Source organism: Pseudonocardia sp. MH-G8 (assembly GCF_002262885.1).
Taxonomy (GTDB): domain Bacteria; phylum Actinomycetota; class Actinomycetes; order Mycobacteriales; family Pseudonocardiaceae; genus Pseudonocardia.
The window spans coordinates 138,121-154,960 of sequence record NZ_NKYF01000001.1; the positions used below are offsets into that span (position 1 = coordinate 138,121).

At 70.6% G+C, this 16,840-nt stretch carries 16 protein-coding genes; 12 read left to right on the top strand and 4 right to left on the bottom strand.

The window, feature by feature from the left end:
• The first annotated feature begins 5 nt into the window (after nt 1-5).
• From CFP66_RS00600 to CFP66_RS00610, 3 genes are read left to right on the top strand one after another with little or no spacing between them, the layout of a single operon-like run.
• Nucleotides 6-521 (top strand): VOC family protein, encoded by a 516-nt coding sequence (locus tag CFP66_RS00600; protein ID WP_094919793.1) that lies wholly within the window; start codon nt 6-8, stop codon nt 519-521.
• The gene (locus CFP66_RS00605; protein ID WP_094919794.1) at nt 518-1,489 is read left to right on the top strand and encodes a zinc-binding dehydrogenase; all 972 of its coding nucleotides are present in this window, start codon (nt 518-520) and stop codon (nt 1,487-1,489) included. The genes CFP66_RS00600 and CFP66_RS00605 overlap by 4 nt, the downstream gene beginning before the upstream one ends.
• Nucleotides 1,490-1,527: 38 nt before the next feature.
• On the top strand, nt 1,528-2,880 hold the full coding sequence (locus tag CFP66_RS00610; RefSeq protein ID WP_094919795.1) for an MFS transporter: 1,353 nt from the start codon (nt 1,528-1,530) through the stop codon (nt 2,878-2,880).
• A gap of 1,941 nt (nt 2,881-4,821) precedes the next feature.
• Here the strand turns inward: CFP66_RS00610 and CFP66_RS00620 are convergent.
• Nucleotides 4,822-5,916 carry a CdaR family transcriptional regulator gene (locus tag CFP66_RS00620; RefSeq protein WP_158227990.1) on the bottom strand — a complete coding sequence of 365 codons (1,095 nt, stop codon included), beginning with the start codon at nt 5,914-5,916 and terminating at the stop codon, nt 4,822-4,824.
• Between the two features lie 213 nt (nt 5,917-6,129).
• On the opposite strand from CFP66_RS00620, the gene CFP66_RS00625 reads away from it, so the two are divergent.
• From CFP66_RS00625 to CFP66_RS00645, 5 genes are read left to right on the top strand one after another with little or no spacing between them, the layout of a single operon-like run.
• The gene (locus tag CFP66_RS00625) at nt 6,130-7,683 is read left to right on the top strand and encodes a class I adenylate-forming enzyme family protein (RefSeq protein WP_094919798.1); all 1,554 of its coding nucleotides are present in this window, start codon (nt 6,130-6,132) and stop codon (nt 7,681-7,683) included.
• Nucleotides 7,684-7,740: 57 nt separating this feature from the next.
• Nucleotides 7,741-8,619 carry an alpha/beta fold hydrolase gene (locus CFP66_RS00630; RefSeq protein WP_094919799.1) on the top strand — a complete coding sequence of 293 codons (879 nt, stop codon included), beginning with the start codon at nt 7,741-7,743 and terminating at the stop codon, nt 8,617-8,619.
• Between the two features lie 12 nt (nt 8,620-8,631).
• Nucleotides 8,632-9,423 (top strand): enoyl-CoA hydratase-related protein, encoded by a 792-nt coding sequence (locus CFP66_RS00635; RefSeq protein WP_094919800.1) that lies wholly within the window; start codon nt 8,632-8,634, stop codon nt 9,421-9,423.
• 23 nt (nt 9,424-9,446) lie between these two features.
• Nucleotides 9,447-9,935, top strand: a complete 489-nt coding sequence (locus CFP66_RS00640; protein WP_094919801.1) for a 2,4'-dihydroxyacetophenone dioxygenase family protein — start codon at nt 9,447-9,449, stop codon at nt 9,933-9,935.
• A 17-nt stretch (nt 9,936-9,952) separates the two neighbouring features.
• Nucleotides 9,953-11,050 (top strand): zinc-binding dehydrogenase, encoded by a 1,098-nt coding sequence (locus CFP66_RS00645; protein ID WP_094919802.1) that lies wholly within the window; start codon nt 9,953-9,955, stop codon nt 11,048-11,050.
• 101 nt (nt 11,051-11,151) lie between these two features.
• On the opposite strand, the gene CFP66_RS00650 is transcribed toward CFP66_RS00645, so the two are convergent.
• Together CFP66_RS00650 and CFP66_RS00655 are read right to left on the bottom strand one after the other, a co-directional pair.
• The gene (locus CFP66_RS00650; protein WP_094919803.1) at nt 11,152-11,940 is read right to left on the bottom strand and encodes an SDR family NAD(P)-dependent oxidoreductase; all 789 of its coding nucleotides are present in this window, start codon (nt 11,938-11,940) and stop codon (nt 11,152-11,154) included.
• Between the two features lie 31 nt (nt 11,941-11,971).
• Nucleotides 11,972-12,772, bottom strand: coding sequence for an SDR family NAD(P)-dependent oxidoreductase (locus tag CFP66_RS00655; protein ID WP_094919804.1), 801 nt, complete (start codon nt 12,770-12,772; stop codon nt 11,972-11,974).
• A 173-nt stretch (nt 12,773-12,945) separates the two neighbouring features.
• Between CFP66_RS00655 and CFP66_RS00660 the strand changes: the two genes are divergently transcribed.
• The 4 genes from CFP66_RS00660 (at nt 12,946) to CFP66_RS00675 (ending at nt 15,872) form a co-directional block, all read left to right on the top strand.
• Nucleotides 12,946-13,833, top strand: a complete 888-nt coding sequence (locus CFP66_RS00660) for an enoyl-CoA hydratase-related protein (RefSeq protein ID WP_094919805.1) — start codon at nt 12,946-12,948, stop codon at nt 13,831-13,833.
• Nucleotide 13,834: 1 nt separating this feature from the next.
• Nucleotides 13,835-14,257 (top strand): hypothetical protein, encoded by a 423-nt coding sequence (locus tag CFP66_RS00665; protein ID WP_094919806.1) that lies wholly within the window; start codon nt 13,835-13,837, stop codon nt 14,255-14,257.
• Nucleotides 14,258-14,268: 11 nt separating this feature from the next.
• Nucleotides 14,269-15,033: a hypothetical protein gene (locus tag CFP66_RS00670; RefSeq protein ID WP_143517067.1), complete on the top strand. Its 765-nt coding sequence runs from the start codon at nt 14,269-14,271 to the stop codon at nt 15,031-15,033.
• A gap of 62 nt (nt 15,034-15,095) precedes the next feature.
• Nucleotides 15,096-15,872, top strand: a complete 777-nt coding sequence (locus CFP66_RS00675; protein WP_198961183.1) for an SDR family NAD(P)-dependent oxidoreductase — start codon at nt 15,096-15,098, stop codon at nt 15,870-15,872.
• Here the strand turns inward: CFP66_RS00675 and CFP66_RS00680 are convergent.
• Nucleotides 15,774-16,796 (bottom strand): LysR family transcriptional regulator, encoded by a 1,023-nt coding sequence (locus CFP66_RS00680; RefSeq protein WP_094919808.1) that lies wholly within the window; start codon nt 16,794-16,796, stop codon nt 15,774-15,776. The two genes, CFP66_RS00675 and CFP66_RS00680, sit on opposite strands and share 99 nt — an antisense overlap.
• Nucleotides 16,797-16,840 lie beyond the last annotated feature (44 nt).

Genomic DNA, 16,840 nt, shown 5'->3' on the forward strand with positions numbered 1-16,840 from the left:
GACCCATGACCGCGCCCTTCGGACCGATCCGACAGCTCGGCTACATCGTCACGGACATCCACACGGCCATGCGCCAGTGGCTCGAGGGCCCGGGCGTCGGGCCGTTCTACTACCTGGAGGGCAACGGCGCGCTGGCGCAGTCCGGTGGCGTGCAGGTCGAGCTGATCCAACTGCGCGACGACTCGCCGTCGTTCTTCCACGCGTTCGTCGGCGAGTTCGGGGAGGGCCTGCACCACGTCGCGTTCTGGACCGAGCACTTCGACGCCGGGGTGGAGGCCGCGCTGGCCCGCGGGTACGTCGAGCTCCACCGCGGCACGTCGCTGCCCGGCAGGCCCGACAGCCGGTTCGCCTACTTCGACCGCGAGGCCGTCGACGGCACCGCGATCGAGATCTCCGAACGCGGGGCCGACAAGGCCGCGCTGTTCGACGCGATCGCCGATGCCGCGCAGCGCTGGGACGGCACCGCGCCCGTCCGCGACATGGCGGCTCTGCTGTCCGAGGTCACCGGGACGCCGCGATGAAGGCGGTGCTGATCCACCGCCACACCGGCGGCGCGACACTCGCCCTCGGTGACGTCCCGGAGCCGGAGGTGCGCCACGGGCAGGTCCGGATCTCCGTCCGTGCCGTCTCGGTCAACTACGCCGACCGGGTCGTGCCGCAGGGCGGGTACGGCACTCCCCCCGCGGACGGCGTGCCGTGGGTGGCCGGCCTGGACGCCGCCGGTGAGGTCACGGAGGTCGGTGCCGGCGTCACGGGCGTGCGGGTCGGTGACCGGGTGATGGCCATGGTGCCCGCCGGCCTGGCGGAGCAGGTGGTCGCCGACGCACGGTTCACCGTCCCGGTCCCGCCGGCGTGGTCCGACGAGGAGGGCGCGGCGGCGATCGTCGGCCTGCTGACCGGGTGCAGCGCGCTGAACGCGGCCGACGGGCTGCGCGCCGGCGAGAGCGTCGTCGTCACCGGGGCCACCTCGGGCATGGGCCTGCAGGCGGTGCAGCTCGCCCGGCACCTCGGGGCCGGCCGGATCATCGCCGTGGCGCGATCGGACCGCGCGGACGGCGTCCTGCACCGCCTCGGGGCCGACCTCGTCCTGCACAGCGCGGGGCCCGGCTTCGCGGACCGGGTGCTCGACGCGACCGGGGGGACGGGCGCCGACGTGGCCGTGGACCACGTGGGCGGGGACTACTTCCCCGACCTCGTCGCCGCGGCGGCGGTCAACGGGCGGATCGTCAACGTCGGGCGTGCCGCGGGCGCGGAGGCGACGGCGGACCTGGAGGCGTTCTCGCTGAAGCAGCTCACCCTGCGCGGGGTCACGTTCCGCACCCGCTCCCCGGCCGAGCTGGCCGCGCTCTACCAGCAGGTCCGGAACCTGGACCTCACCACGCTCCGCCCGGTCATCGCGCGGGTCGTCCCCTGGCAGCAGACCGAGGAGGCCCAGGGCCCCGGGTCCACCGGGACCGCCGTCGGGAAGGTCGTAATCCGGGTCGCCTGACCCTCCAAGGCCCCCCCTTTGTACAAAGGAGTACAACCATGACCGCAGATCAGCGGCGGGCATCTCCCTCCCACAGCCTGAAGCAGACGCGGCGTGCGGCCGCCGCGAGCTTGGGCGGGACGTTGCTCGAGTACTACGACTTCGCCATCTACGGGCTGGCCGCGGCCCTGGTCTTCGGACCGGTCTTCTTCCCCTCCGCCGATCCGACGGTGGGCGTGCTGGCGTCGTTCGCCACCTTCGGCGTGGGCTTCCTCGCCCGCCCGCTCGGCGGCATCGTCTTCGGCCACTTCGGTGACCGGCTGGGGCGCAAGAACGTCCTCGTCACGACGATGCTCATCATGGGCGTGTCGACGGTGCTGATCGGCTGCCTGCCCGGGTACGACTCGATCGGCCACTGGGGAGCGGTGCTGCTCGTCCTGCTCCGGCTCGCGCAGGGGTTCGCCTTCGGCGGCGAACAACCCGGGGCCGTCCTCCTCGTCGCCGAGCACGCGTCGGCGGGGCGCCGGGGGCTGTTCGCGTCGCTGCCCGGAGTGGGTGTGTCCTTCGGCCTGGTCCTCGGCAACCTCGCCTTCCTCGCCGTCAGCACCAGCATGGACCCCGCAGCGATGCAGACGTGGGGCTGGCGGATCCCGTTCTGGGCGGGCGGCCTCCTGGTCGTCGTCGGGCTCCTGGTCAGGTTCGGGCTGGCCGAGACCCCGGACTTCGAGCGGAACAAGGCGAACGCCCAGGTGTCGGCCTCCCCGATCCGCGACGTCCTCCGCACCCACCCGACCCAGATCCTGCTCGCCGGCGGCGTACAGGCAGGCCAGGCGGTGGCGTCCTACATCACCGTCGTCTACAGCCTGGCGTACGCGCGCGAGCACGACGTGCCCTCCGCGCTGCCGCTGCTCGGGATCATCCTCAGCGGCGTGCTGCACCTCGCGCTCGTCCCCGCCGCGGGCGCGCTGTCCGACCGGTTCGGCCGGCTGCCCACGTACCTCGCGGGCGCGGTGTTCATCGCGGTCACCTCGTTGTTCTTCCTGCCCATGATCGCGACCGGCTCCGCGGTGCTCGTGCTCACCGCCTACCTGCTGATCTTCGGGGTCGGCTGGGCCGTCATCACGGGCGTCTACCCCGTGATGCTCGCCGAGGCGTTCGCCACGAAGGTCAGCTATTCGGGCCTGTCGCTGGGAATGCAGCTCGGGGTCGTCCTCGGCGGTCTGACACCGTTCGTCGCCACGCTCGTCGCGACGGCGCCGAACGGCCCGACGCTGCTCGGCATCGGCCTCTCGGTGGTCGCGCTGCTGTCCGCATGGTGTGCCGCCGCGCTCGTCCGGCGCACGACACGGGCGGGCGGGGCCGCCACCACGGATCGACCCGTCGCGGTCGGGGTCGCCGACGCGAAGCCGTGACGGTGGGCGGCGTGCACCGGGCCCGCATGGTTGGAGGCTGCTACAACTGGAGTGCGGCTGACCGCGGCGCCGGCGCCGCGAGCGGCGTGATCAGCAGATCGGCGCATCAGCGGCCACATCTGAGCGTGTTGCCGAACTGGGGCCCGCGGCCGCGCGATGGTGATCGCTGCGAGAAGCACCAGACGTCGCTGCGACAGCACCCACGCACTCCTCGCACCGATCACCGGCCCTGATCGCAGCGAGAAGCACCAGCCGGCGCCGCAACAACACCCACGCACTCCTCGCACCAATCACCCGGCCCTGATCACTCCGACCCGTACGCCACCGTCGCCGCCCCCGCACCCAGGTACTGCTCGGATCGATCACCTGGCCGTGATCGCTCCGACATGTACGCCACCGTCGTCGCACCCGCACCCAGGTACTGATCAGACCGATCACCACGGACCACGTCCCGACCGGCAGCGTCGAGCACGGGCGGATGGTCATGGCCGAAGATCGACCACCATGTGCCCGTGATCGACGTAGCGCCCGCGGTGCGGGCCTGACCCCATCCGGCAACATGCCTCTTGCAGCCCATGTCCCGATCCCGCCCGATCATGAGAGGTGGACACCCCTCGAACGGCCCGATGATCATCGCGAGGGTGTGGATCGGGACCACCGCAAGGCGGGCACGAACCCAGCAGCGACGGGCTCGTCCAGGACAGACCTGGGCCCGCGCCGGGGACGGCCGCCCACCCAGCCACGATATTCGGCAGTTCTGCCAACCCGGCCACCCCACCGACAGGCAGCAGCAGGGGAAACCGGCCGACTACGCCGAAGACCAGGACCGGGGCGTGAGGCAATGGTCGCGAGCCGGGAACGGCGCGCCCACAGGAGATTCCACGACGACGTAGACGTGAGAGGGGTTGGATCTTCCCCCAACCCCGCTCACGTCTACCTGGTCATGCAACGGGCACGGAACGCGGAACCTAGGTCGTCCACGACCGCAGGATGCGCCACGAGCGAGACCTCAGCGGGGTTTGATCTCCAGCAGACCCCGCTCACGTCTCATTGATCATGCAACGGGCGCGTTCCGAACCCCGAGGTGGCCGTGATCAGCGGAAATGGTGGGAGGTCGACAGATCGAGCGTGTGGCCGACCCGGGCCTCGGATGCCCGATGATGATCGCTGCGAGAAGCACCTGACGTCGCCGCGGCAGCACCCACGCACTGCTCGGACCGATCACCCGGCCCCGATCACCCCGACAAGTACGCCACCGTCGCAACACCCGCACCCACGCACTTCTCAGACCGATCACCCGGCCCCGATCACCCCGACAAGTACGCCACCGTCGCAACACCCGCACCCACGCACTTCTCAGACCGATCACCCGGCCCCGATCACCCCGACAAGTACGCCACCGTCGCAACACCCGCACCCACGCACTTCTCAGACCGATCACCCGGCCCCGATCACCCCGACAAGTACGCCACCGTCGCAACACCCGCACCCACGCACTTCTCAGACCGATCACCCGGCCCCGATCACCCCGACAAGTACGCCAATGCCGCAGCGACTGCCCCCAGGTACTGCTCAGACCGATCACCGCGCGCCGCGTCCCGACCAGCAGCGCCGACCATGGGCGGACGGTCGTGATCGCCGATCGACCGGCCACCGTGGGCCGTGATCGACGCAGCGTCCGCGGTGCGGGCCGTGACCGATTCGACAACGGGCTCATCTGGCCGCCCCCGCACCAGACCGCCGATCACGCCCCTCGGACCCCGGACTTGATCATCGGACGGGTGCACACACGGCCAGATATGGCCGCCCCGGCACCGAGGCCGTGATCATGCCGGTGACACCGCACTGGGCCAGGTCACACACCCCGTCCACCCCCATCGACGCCCGCAGCCACCCAGCCCCTTGCGGAACAAGGGCGGCTCTTGCCGTGACCGGGCGGATTCATGTCGTCTCGTCCGGCTCCGCGGCGAGGGCCCAGGCCACCTCGAGCAACGTATCCGTGGAATCCAGGTTCGCCCCGGTGATCTCGGTGAAGCGCGCGAGCCGGTAGCGGAGGGTGTTCTGGTGGACGACCAGTGCCTCGGAGGCGCGAGCCACGTTCTTGTCCGCGCTCACGTAGGCGCGGATGCTGCGCCAGATGAGCGCGCCGAAATCGCCCATCGAGTCGAGCGGCGCTCGGTAGCGGCGCAGCAGGAGAGCGGTGACGGCGTCGTCCCGGTCGACCGCGAGCAGCCAGCCGATGTCCTCGATCCTGCGCCGGCCGCGAACGCCATGGCGCCCCATCCAGTCGTAGATGCGTGTCGCGAGCTCGAACGAGCCCGCGACCTCGGGCAGCGGTGCCGCGGGGCCGAGCGCGACGACGTCCTCGGGTGCCAGCACGCCGACGGGACCGGACAGCAAGCCGAAGCAGTACCCGTCGGCGACCACGACCAGATCGGTGGCCCGCGTCTCCAGGCGACGCCGCAGCGTCTCCACGGACGCGCCCGGCGCGGTGCCCGCCTTCACCGCGAGGTACTCGATGGTGGTGTCGAGGCCGAGCTCCTCCCCCCGCGCGTGCACCTCGGGAACCGGTAATCCTCCGGAGAGGACCTTCTCCAGGAATTCCGCACGCAGCTGGGAATGCCGCAGCGCACCGGTGAGCTGCCGGCTCCGGAAGAGCGCGGTCATCTGATTCGTCATCAGGTCGCTCAGTTGCCAGAGGATGCGGACGGCGCTGAGAACCTCGGCCGCGTCGACGCCCCGTTCGGCCGCGATCTCGATGAACCGTTCCTGGATGACGCCGATCGACTGGCGCCAGCCCTGGATCCCGTCCTCGACCCGCAGGCCCTGCCCGAGGCGCTCGTCGACCCGGATGGTCAGGGCCTCGACGTCGCGCTCGTCGACGACGGGCGACCCGGCGAGAAGCGAGTGGCGGACGGTCTCCAGGTTCATCCGGACCGAGGCCTCGATCGCGCTGCGCGGCACCACCGCGTACGGCGGCCGCTGCTCGTCGCCGTTCGCAACGGTCCGTACGACGAGTTCGTCGACGTCGTCCATCAGCCTCGCCACGCTGTCGCGAAACGATTGCCCCGCGGAACGGCTGCGCAATTCTGATGGTTCCAATCCGGCCTCCTGCAACCGCATTCTGCCAGACGTTGTAGCGGCCTCCAATCACGGTCGCCGACGGTTGGGGCGCTCGCCGTAGAAGCGGGGGCGGCCGCGCTGAACCATCGAGCCGTTGGAACACCAGGTCGACGAGAGGCGCCGGGCGTGAGGATCACCGAGTTCTTCGATCGCGGGCTCCGCCAGAACCCGGACGGTCCGGCGTACATCATGGACGGGCGCCGGTGGACCTACCGCGAGGCGTACGCCTTGTCCTGCCGGGTGGCGCAGGGCCTGAGCGCCGCGCTGGAGCCGGGCACGAAGGTCGCCGTCCTGTCGCCGAACCACCCCGAGGCCTGGATCTGCGTGATCGGCAGCTGGCGGGCCGGGATGGTCTGGGTGCCGCTGAACCCCGCCATGCCGCAGGAGGAGACGGCCGAGCTCGCCGCGGCCTTCGACTGCGAGGCGATCTTCTACCACTCGTCGATGGCAGGCGTGGTGGAGTCGCTCCGGGACCGGTCGCCCGGTCTCCGGTTGGCCGTGTGCCTCGACCAGGAGCTGGCGGACGGTCCTGAACTGCACCGCTGGTGCGGCGCCCACCCCGCCGAGCCCCCGGACGTCCGCACCGCGATCGACGACATCGTCGCGATCCCGCCGACGGGTGGGACGACGGGCAGACCCAAGGGTGTGATGAGCACCCATCGCAACTTCCACACGTCCACCGCTCACCTGCTGATGCTGCTGAACTACGAGGCCCGGCAGCCGATCGTCAACCTCGCCGCGGCGCCGATGACACACACCAGCGGGCTGCTCAGCCTGCCGGCGACGGCACGCGGCGGCACGGTCGTGGTCCTGGAGAAGGCCGACCACACGGTGCTCGCCGACGTGATCGAGCAGTACGGCGTCACCGAGATGTTCCTGCCCCCGACGGTGATCTACCGCTGGCTCGACCACCTGGAGGGCCAGCAGCGCGACTTCTCGTCGCTGCGCTACCTGATCCACGCCTCCGCGCCGATGTCGGTCGAGCGGCTCAGACAGGCCATCGACGTCTTCGGGCCCGTGATGACGGCCGCGTACGGCCAGACGGAGTCGCCGGGAACCATCGCGCTGATGCGGTGTGCGGAGCTCTTCGCTCCGGACGGCAGCCTCGACGAGACGCGGCTCGCCTCCTGCGGCCGGCCGACCCCGCTCCTCTCCTTCGAGATCCGCGACGACGAGGGCAACGCCGTGCCCTGCGGGACGGCGGGCGAGATCTGCGTGCGCGGGGACACGGTCATGGCGGGCTACCACGCCCAGCCCGAGCAGACGGCGGAGACGGTGGTCGACGGCTGGCTGCACACCGGCGACATCGGCCGGCTCGACGCCGACGGCTACCTGTTCATCACCGACCGGAAGAAGGACATGATCATCTCGGGCGGGTTCAACGTGTACCCGAGCGAGGTGGAACAGGTCCTGTGGAGCCACCCCGCGGTAGGCGACTGCGCCGTCGTCGGCATCCCGCATCCGGACTGGGGTGAAGCGGTGACCGGCGTGGTCGAGCTGCGACCCGGGGCCGACGTCGCCCCCGAGGAGCTCGTCGCGTGGTGCCGCGAGCGGCTGGGTGGGATCCGGGCTCCGAAGCGCATCGACCTCGTCGGGGAGCTGCCGCGCAGCCCCAACGGGAAGGTCCTCAAGAACCGCGTGCGCGAGCCGTACTGGCGTGGAGTCGACCGGCGGATCTGACGGCCGGGGATCATCGATCCGGTCCGCAGGATCCACGACGCACGCTCGAGGAGCACGATGTTGTTGTCCCAGCCCATCGACGACTTCCGCCTCGCCTACGACCGGCACGGCGACCCCGCCGGGTCCCCCGTCCTGCTGCTGCACGGCTGGCCGGGTGACCGGACCGACCACGCGGCCGTGGCGCAGCGGCTCGCCGGCACCGGGCACGACGTCGTCGTACCGGACCTGCGTGGGTTCGGGCAGTCCGACAAGCACGACCGGGATCCCGCCGGGCACTACGGCGCCCCCGCCCAGGCGCGCAGCGCGGCCGGGCTGCTCGACGAGCTGGGGGTCTCGCAGGCCGTCATCGGCGGTTACGACATCGGCGGCCGCGTCGCCCAGCAGCTCGCCGTCGACCGGCCGGACCTGGTGCGCGCCCTGGTGATCTCCCCGCCGGCGCCCGGCGTCGGGCGGCGGATCCTCGACGAGGCTCCGATGCGCGAGTTCTGGTACCAGCCCTTCCACCAGCTCGAACTCGCCCGCGAGCTGATCGACGGCGACGTGGGCCGCGCGCGGGCCTACCTGAAGCACTTCTGGTCGCGCTGGTCCGGCCCGGACCACACCGTCGACGACGAACGCCTCGACCACCTCGCCGCCGCCTACGGCGCTCCCGGGGCGTTCGTCGCGTCGATCGGCTGGTACCGCGCGGCGAGCGGGATGGTCGCCCGCGCGCTCGCCGAGACCGAGCCGGACCCCGCCGACCGGATCGCCGTCCCGACGACGTTCCTGTGGCCCGAGCACGACCCGCTCTTCCCCCGCGCGTGGTCCGACCGGCTCGACGCCTTCTTCGCGGACGTGACGGTGGTGCCCGTGGACGGGGTCGGGCACTTCGTGCCCGTGGAGGCACCCGAGATCTTCGCCGACACGATCGCCGCGGTCGCGGCACGACCACGATGACAGGAGCAGCAGATGTACAGCGACTACGAGTTCCTCCAGGTGGAGCCGGGGGCGGATCGGGTCCTCCGCATCACCATGAACCGCCCCGAGAAGCTGAACGCGTCCGGCGAGATCGGGCACGCCGAGCAGGGCCGCATCTGGCGTGAGTTCGACGCCGACCCGGAGATGAACGTCGCCCTGATCACCGGCGCGGGACGTGCCTTCTGCGCGGGGGGTGACATCAAGGAGGGCAACGGGCCCCTCCCCGTCGACACGCGCGACGGCCGCACCCTGGTGCGCAGCATCATCGCGTGCCGCAAGCCGATCGTCTCCGCCATCAACGGGGTCGCGGTCGGCGGAGGCCTGGCGATCGCGCTGCTCGCGGACATCTCGATCGCCAGCGAGCGAGCGGTGCTCATCGACGGCCACGTCAGGCTCGGTCTCGCGGCCGGCGACCACGCCGCCCTCGTGTGGCCCCTCGCGATCGGCATGGCCCGCGCGAAGTACCACCTCCTGCTGGGCAACCGGATCACCGGCCGGGAAGCCGCCGAGATCGGGCTGGTCGGCAGGTGCGTCCCCCACGAGGACCTCATGTCGACCGCGAACGAGGCCGCGATGCAGCTCGCCAAGGGCCCGCAGTTCGCCATCCAGGGCACCAAGGCGGCGTTGAACGACTGGTACCTGCACAACATGGGTATCTTCGAGCACTCGCTCTACGTCGAGGCCCACAGCGCGACGCTGCCGGACGCCGAGGCCGGGATCCGTGCGGTGCGCGAGGGCACCGAACCCGTGTTCCCCGGGGCCGTCGGCTCCGACAGGTACTAGGACGAGAGAACAGGAAATCGCACATGCAGCCGATCGCCGTCTCGACCGACATCCCGCTGGAGATCGCCGTCGACGCGATCCCGGACGACGACCGGGTGTGGGTCCCGCAGGCCCCGGGCGTCTTCTTCCGCCCGCTGTTCATCAACACCGTGACCGGCCAGTGGTGCAACCTGCTCAAGGTGACCAAGTCGGGCATCGTCTCCCGCCACCGGCATCCCGGCATCGTCGTCGGGTACGTCATCGCGGGCGAGTGGAAGTACGACGAGCACGACTGGACGGCGCGCACCGGTGGGTTCGTCTACGAGCCGCCCGGCGAGATCCACACCCTGCGGGTCCCCGACCACTGCCAGGAGATGATCACCTTCTTCAACATCAGCGGCGCGATGATCTACCTCGACGAGGACGGCCGCCAGGTCGGCTACGAGGACGCCTTCACCAAGTTGGACATGTGCCGCGCCCACTACGCGGCGAACGGCCTGGGCGCCGACTACGTCGACCAGTTCCGACGCTGACCCGAGGAGCTCTGACCATGAACGCGGTGTCGCGGGACGCCACCATGCGGGCCGCTGTCTGGACCGCTCCGGGACACATCGACGTGCGCGACGTCCCGTACCCGCGGGTGCCGGACGGATGGCTGCTCCTGCGCGTGGAGTATGGCGGCATCTGCGGAACCGACCTCTCCATCGTCGCGGGGAAGCACCCCCGGGCGGCCGCTCCCCTGGTGCTCGGCCACGAGATCGTCGGAACCGTCCTACGATCGGGCGCGGACGGGCCGCCGGTCGGCACCCGGGTGGTGGCCGAGCCGCTCATCAGCTGCGGCCGTTGCTGGGCCTGCCGCAACCAGGAATCACACGTGTGCCGCGAGCTCGAACTGTTCGGGATCGACGCGGCGGGCGGCCTCGCCGACCACATGGCGGTGCCGGCCGACCGGGTCGTCCCGGTGCAGCCCGGGGTGCCGGTTCGGCGCGCCGCATGGGCGGAGCCCCTCGCCGTCGCGGTGCACGCGGTGGCTCGAGCGCAGATGCGGGGAGGCGAGTCGGTGCTCGTCTTCGGCGCGGGCCCCATCGGCATCCTGGTCGCGCTGGTCGCCCGCAAGGCCGGTGCCGCGCGAACGGTCGTCGTCGAGCAGAAGGCGAGCCGCCGGAAGATCGCCGTCGACTGCGGGTTCGAGACCGTCCCCGACGGCGTCGACCCGGCCACGTGGTTCCGCTCCACCCACGGATCCGAAGGGGCGGACATCGTCTTCGACGCGGCTGGACATCCCGACGTCGCCGGCGTGCTGCCCGCCTCGGCTCGCGAGACCGGCACGATCGTGCTGGTGGCCGTCTACGGGGACCCGGTGGCCCTCGACCTGAGAGCCGTGTGTTTCGGCGAGCAGCGCCTGCTCGGTTCCCGCGTCTACACCCGCGACGACCTCACCGAGGCCGTCGCACTCCTCCCGGACGACCCGCTCGGCCTCGACCGGTTGCCGGTGGCGGTCTTCCCGCTGGGCGACGCCACTGCGGCCTTCCGCGCAGCGCGCGCCGACGACGCCCCCATGAAGGTCCTGCTCGACATCGCCGAGGCATCGACCGGCACGGAGGTGTTCACGTCACCCTCGGACACACGGACGGGCCACATGCGCTGACCGCGTCGCCGCGGCCGCTTCACCCGGGTTCGCCGTCTCCGACGGGGCGGAAGCCGGCCCAGCGCGTGATCCCATACCAGTCCCCGCGAGGCGGGCGGAGGTCAATCCGCCGTCATCCCACCGTCGATGGCGATCTCGGCTCCGGTGATGTGGCGGGCGGCGTCCGAGGCCAGGAAGCAGACCGTGTCCGCGACCTCGCCCGGGGAGCAGGCGACGCCGATCGGCACCACCGTCTTCGCGACGTCGTCGAGGTCCCGCGGCCCTCGGCCGGGCTCGGCCCGGTGACCTCCGGCGAGTGCGCTCCGCAGGGCGGGCGTGTCGACGAAGCCGGGGTGGACCGAGTTCACCCGGACCTTGTTGCGCAGGCCTGCGCACTCGAGCGCCACGGCTTTCGTCATCATGCGGATCGCGCCCTTCGACCCGCAGTAGGCGGTCCAGCCGGCCATGCCCTTCAGACCTGCGACGGACGAGATGTTGAGGACAGCTCCCCCGCCCGACTCCGCGATGCGGGGGATGGCGTGCTTCATACCGAGGAACGTCCCCTCCACGTTCACCGCCATGATCCGCCGGAAGTCGTCGAGCGGCATCGAGAAGGTGTCGGTCACGGCGTGCGTGCCGGCGCAGTTGACCAGCACGGTCAGCGGGGCGTCGTGGGAGTCGGAGCGGGCCAGCGCGTCCTGCCACTGCGTCTCGTGCCGGACGTCGAGCGGGATCGCCTCCCCACGGCCGCCGGCCTGCCGGACCAGCTCGACGGTGACGTCGGCGCTCGCCCCGTCGAAGTCGGTGGCCCACACGAAGGCACCCCGGGCCGCCAACGCGAGCGCGATCGCCCGCCCGATGCCGCTCCCGGCACCGGTCACGAACGCTGCTCTTCCTGCGAGTTCCGACATGCGGACTCCTCTCGGTGTGAGGTGATTGACCTCAGCCTGCGGTCATCCCGCCGTCGATGGCGATCTCGGCACCGGTGATGTGGCGGGCGGCGTCCGAGGCGAGGAAGCAGACGGTGTCCGCGACCTCCGCCGGGGAGCAGGCGACGCCGATCGGCACCGCGGTCTCGGCGACCACGTGGGGGTCGAGGACCCGGGCTCCCGGCGAGCCGTGGCGAGAGCGTCCGACCTCCTCGGGATCGTGCTTGTGCCACGCGGGTGTGTCGACGACGCCGGGGTGGACCGAGTTGACGCGGACCCCGTTGCGGAGCTCCGCGCACTCCAGCGCCACCGCCTTGGTCATCATCCGGATCGCGCCCTTCGTCGCGCAGTACGCGGCCATCCCGGGGATCCCTTTCAGACCGGCCAGCGACGAGATGGTGACGACGGCACCGCCGCCCGACCCCGCGATGCGCGGGATCGCGTGCTTCATACCGAGGAACGTCCCCTCCACGCTGACCGCGAGCAGGCTGCGGAGGTCGGCAAGCGGCATGGTGGCGGTGTCGGCGATCATGGACCTTCCCGCGCAGCTGACGAGCACCGTCAGCGCCTCGTCGCGGTCGTCGGAGCGGGCCAGTGCGGCCGTCCACTGTGCCTCGTCGCTGACGTCGAGTCGCACCGCCGCTGCCCGGCCGCCCTCCCGTGCGATCAGCTCGGCGGTGCCCTCGGCGCCCGCCTCGTCGACGTCGGTGACCCACACGTAGGCGCCGCGCCGCGCCAACCCGAGGCTGCTCGCCCGCCCGATGCCGCTTCCGGCGCCCGTTACGAACGCTGCTCGCCCTGCGAGTTCCGACATGGGAACAATCCTGTTCTCCCGCGATTCCGACGAGCGGCAGTGAACCACGGGAGCGCGGCACGGGCAACAACCAACGTTTCCGGCATGGCTGCGATAAGCAGCAGGTATTTGTCGCTGCTGAGGGCGCCGCCTACGGTCGGGTCAACAACGAGCGCGAGGGCGGATTTCACGTCATGACCAGAACGTACGACCAGTGCGAGTTCCTGGAACTCGACCGTCCTCGGGACGGCATCCTGCGGGTGACACTCAACCGGCCGGAAAAGCGCAACGCCATGAGCAACGAGCTGCGTCGGGAATTATTCGCCGTGCTCGAGCAGGCGGATGCCGACGAGGACGTCCGCGTGATGATCCTGCGTGGCGCCGGAACGTGCTTCTCGTCGGGGTACGACCTGACGCAGGGCTCGGTGGAGGGTGGCGGTGAGCGGCCGAAGCGGCCCACCCCCTACTACACGGCGCGCGGGATCGGCTACTGGGCGCGGCACGTCGTGGACGGCTGCTTCCGGTTGTGGGACCTCGCCACGCCGTTGATCGCACAGGTGCACGGCTACTGCCTGGCGGGCGGCACCGAGCTCGCCGCCTCGTGCGACCTCGTGTACGTCGCCGACGACGCCCAGATCGGCTATCCCGCGATCCGGCTGATGAGCCCGCCGGACAACCAGGTGTTCCCCTGGTTGATGGGCATGCGCGCCGCGATGGAGATGATGCTCACCGGGGACTCGATCTCCGGCCGACAGGCCGCCGAGTCGGGCTTCGCGAACCGCTCGTTCCCGGCCGGGGATCTGGAGAGTGCGGTGCTGGACATCGCCGAGCGCGTCGCCAAGGTGCCCGCGGGCCTGCAGCAGATGAACAAGCGCGCGCTGCATCGCCAGATGGAGGCGATGGGGATCCGCAACGGGCTCCGCGCGGGCACCGAGGTGCAGGCGCAAGCGTGGTACACCCCGGAGGTCATCGCCTACGTCGGCGAGCTGCGCAAGGGCATCACCAGCGCGCTCGACCGGCGCGACGGTCAGTTCGGGGACTACCGGACGGCCGGGCGATCCCGATCGGAAGGGGAAAACTGAAATGGCTACCGCCAGCGAGAACTTCCAACTGTTGGTCGACTACTACGCGGCGCACGGCGACGGCGGCCCCGAGAGCGTGGAGCGCATGGCGAGCTTCTACGCCGACGACAAGCCGGCGTACATCGCGGGCAACTCCGCACTGTCGGGCCATGTGAAAAACACCGAAGAGGCGAAGGAGTACCTGCTCCGCCTGCAGGACCTGAACGGCGGCAAGGTCGATCTCGTCGGAACACCGACCATTCTGCTGGCCGGCGACACGATCGTCGCGGCGCTCATCCACCAGAGGCACACCCGCCCCGGCAAGCCCGCGATCATCGTGCCGAGGCTGTGCGTCTACGAGATCGCCGACGGGAAGCTCAGCAAAGCGTTCATGTGGCAACTCGAATCGAAGACCTTCGACGAGTACTACCCCCGAGAGGACTGACCGTGGATCAGATGAGTGCCGATCGCGCCGCCGACCTGGTCAGCTCGCTCTACCGCGGCACCGCGGGCCGACCGGTGACGAGCTTTCCCGAGGACTGCATCCCCGAGACGTTCTTCGACGTGCAGATGATCCTCGACGGGCTGGTCGACCGGCTCGGCATACCGGTGCAGGGGTGGAAGCTCTACTTCCCGTTCAAGGCGGGCCAGCCCAACCTGGTCGCGCCGATCTTCACCGCGCTCCCGTCGGGCGCCCACATCACGCCCGAGCTGTCCCGGCTGCGGATCTGGGAGCCGGAGATCGTGTTCCGCGCCCGGACGGACCTGCCGCCGCGCGAGCAGCCCTACACCTACGAGGAGGTGGCGCAAGCCGTCGAGGCGGCACCGGCGATCGAGTTCCTCGCCACCCGGTTCGACGTCGACGACCTCGACGAGCTCGCGGGTCGCACGTTCGAGAGGTACGCCGACAACACGCTGAGCGGCGGCTTCGTCGTCGGCGATCCCCGGCCGGACTGGCGGTCGATCGACTTCAGCCGGTTGCGGATCGTCTCCGAGCAAGGGGGCGAAACGGTCGGTGACATCCGCGGCGGCCATCCCGTCGTCGACCCCTTCATCCTGGTGTTCGTCGGGGCCAACACGGCCCGGAAGCGGCACGGGATCCGCGCGGGCCAGGTCCTCGCCACGCTGTCGCCGTCCGCGCTGCTGACGGCCGAACCGCAGGCGACGATCAGCGCGCGCTTCGAGGGGCTGGGCGACGTCTCGGCCACGTTCGACTACTGACCGTCCGACCACTGACCGAGAGAGGGAGGACGGCTGTGGACCTGAGTGGGAGGACGGCGATCGTGACCGGCGGCGGCACCGGTATCGGTCGCGCTACGTCGCTGACGCTGGCGGCCCGCGGGGCCGATGTCGCCGTCAACTACCGGGTGAGCCGCGACGCCGCCGAGGACACTGCGCGCGAGTGCCGGGCGCGTGGTGTGCGCGCGGTGGCGATCGCCGCGGACGTGGCCGTCGACGACGACTGTCGCCGACTCGTCGCCGAGGCGGCGAAGGAGCTCGACGCCGACGTCGACCTGCTCGTCAACAACGCGGGCGCGACGAAGTTCGTGCCGCACACCCAGCTCGACGGCCTGTCCGACGAGGACTTCGCCGGCATCTACCGCGTCAACGTGATCGGCGCCTACCAGATGATCCGCGCGGTGGCGCCTGGCATGCGGGTGGCGGGCGGCGGGGCCGTCGTGAACATCGCCTCGATCGCCGGGCTGTTCGGGGGCGGCTCCTGCACGGCCTACGGGGCGTCGAAGGCGGCGCTGCTCAACCTGACCAGGACGCTGGCACGGGCGCTCTCGCCGGACATCCGGGTGAACGCGGTGTGCCCGGGCTTCGTGGGCACGCGGTGGTACGAGGACCGCTTGTCGCCGGACGACTACGCGGCCGTCGTGCGGGAGGTCGCGGAGACCGTGCCGCTCGAGCGCGCACCCACCGCCGAGGACGTAGCGGGCGGCATCGCCTTCTTCTGCTCACCCGACGCCGCGGTCATCACGGGAGAGACGCTCATCGTGGACGCCGGCGCCCATCTCGACCAGGCCATGTCCCGCCGCCCGGTCGGGAAGACCTAGCTGGAAGGCGCTCTCGACGAGGACGACCCCCGGCCAGTTCCCATCCGCGGCGCGCGCGTGGACGACGTGACTCAGCACCCCCGCGAACGCCTTCATCGCCGCCGTGGGGGGATGGGTGCGCAACCGTGCCACGGTCCAGGTGACGGAATGGTCGGCGATCGGCACCGCTTCCATGTCGTAGCGCCGGGACCCCATCGCGCATCCCGGCATCGTCACGAATCCGTGCACCAGGTCCGCCAGCTCCAGCAACATCGACGAGCTCGTTTTGATCAGCACGTTCTGGGACCGGCCGACGCGCGCGAGCAGCTGGTCGGTGCGCTTCGCGGCAGCCGTGGCGTTGTGCTGGCGGATCGTGGGCCATTCGGCGAGATCGGCGAGGGTGATGGTGTCGAGTTCGGTGAGACCGGAACCGTGCGGACCGAAGAGGTACATGGGATCATGCACAGCAGGACGGGAGTCGATCTCGGGGTCGTTCTCGATCGTCGAGAGCACGGCGAAATCGAGGTACTGCGACTTGAGCATGCCCTCGAGCGTCTCGCTGGATTCGGCGATGACGGTGAGCCGGACATCCGGGTACTGTTCGTTGAACTGCTTCACGACGGGGGCGGTGATGTTCTCCGTCCAGGAATAGGGCAGCCCGACCGAAAGCGATCCGCGGGGTTCGGTCTGACACGCGAGGAGCTCGCTCGACAACATGTCGATGTCGGCGAGGATCGTGGTGGCCCGCGCGACGAGCAGGTGCCCCGACTCCGTGAGGCGCACGCCGCGGCCGTGCCGCATCAACAGCTTCACGCCGAGCTCGTGTTCGAGCTGGGACACGTGGCGACTGAGCGCGGGCTGGGTGATGTGCAGCTCGGCGGCGGCCTGGGTGATACTGCCCCGCTCGGCGATCTTGAGAAAGTAGCGCAAACTCAAGATGTTCATTTTCTCTCCTTTGAGCAGATGAAGCCGAGCGTCTCCATCGACCG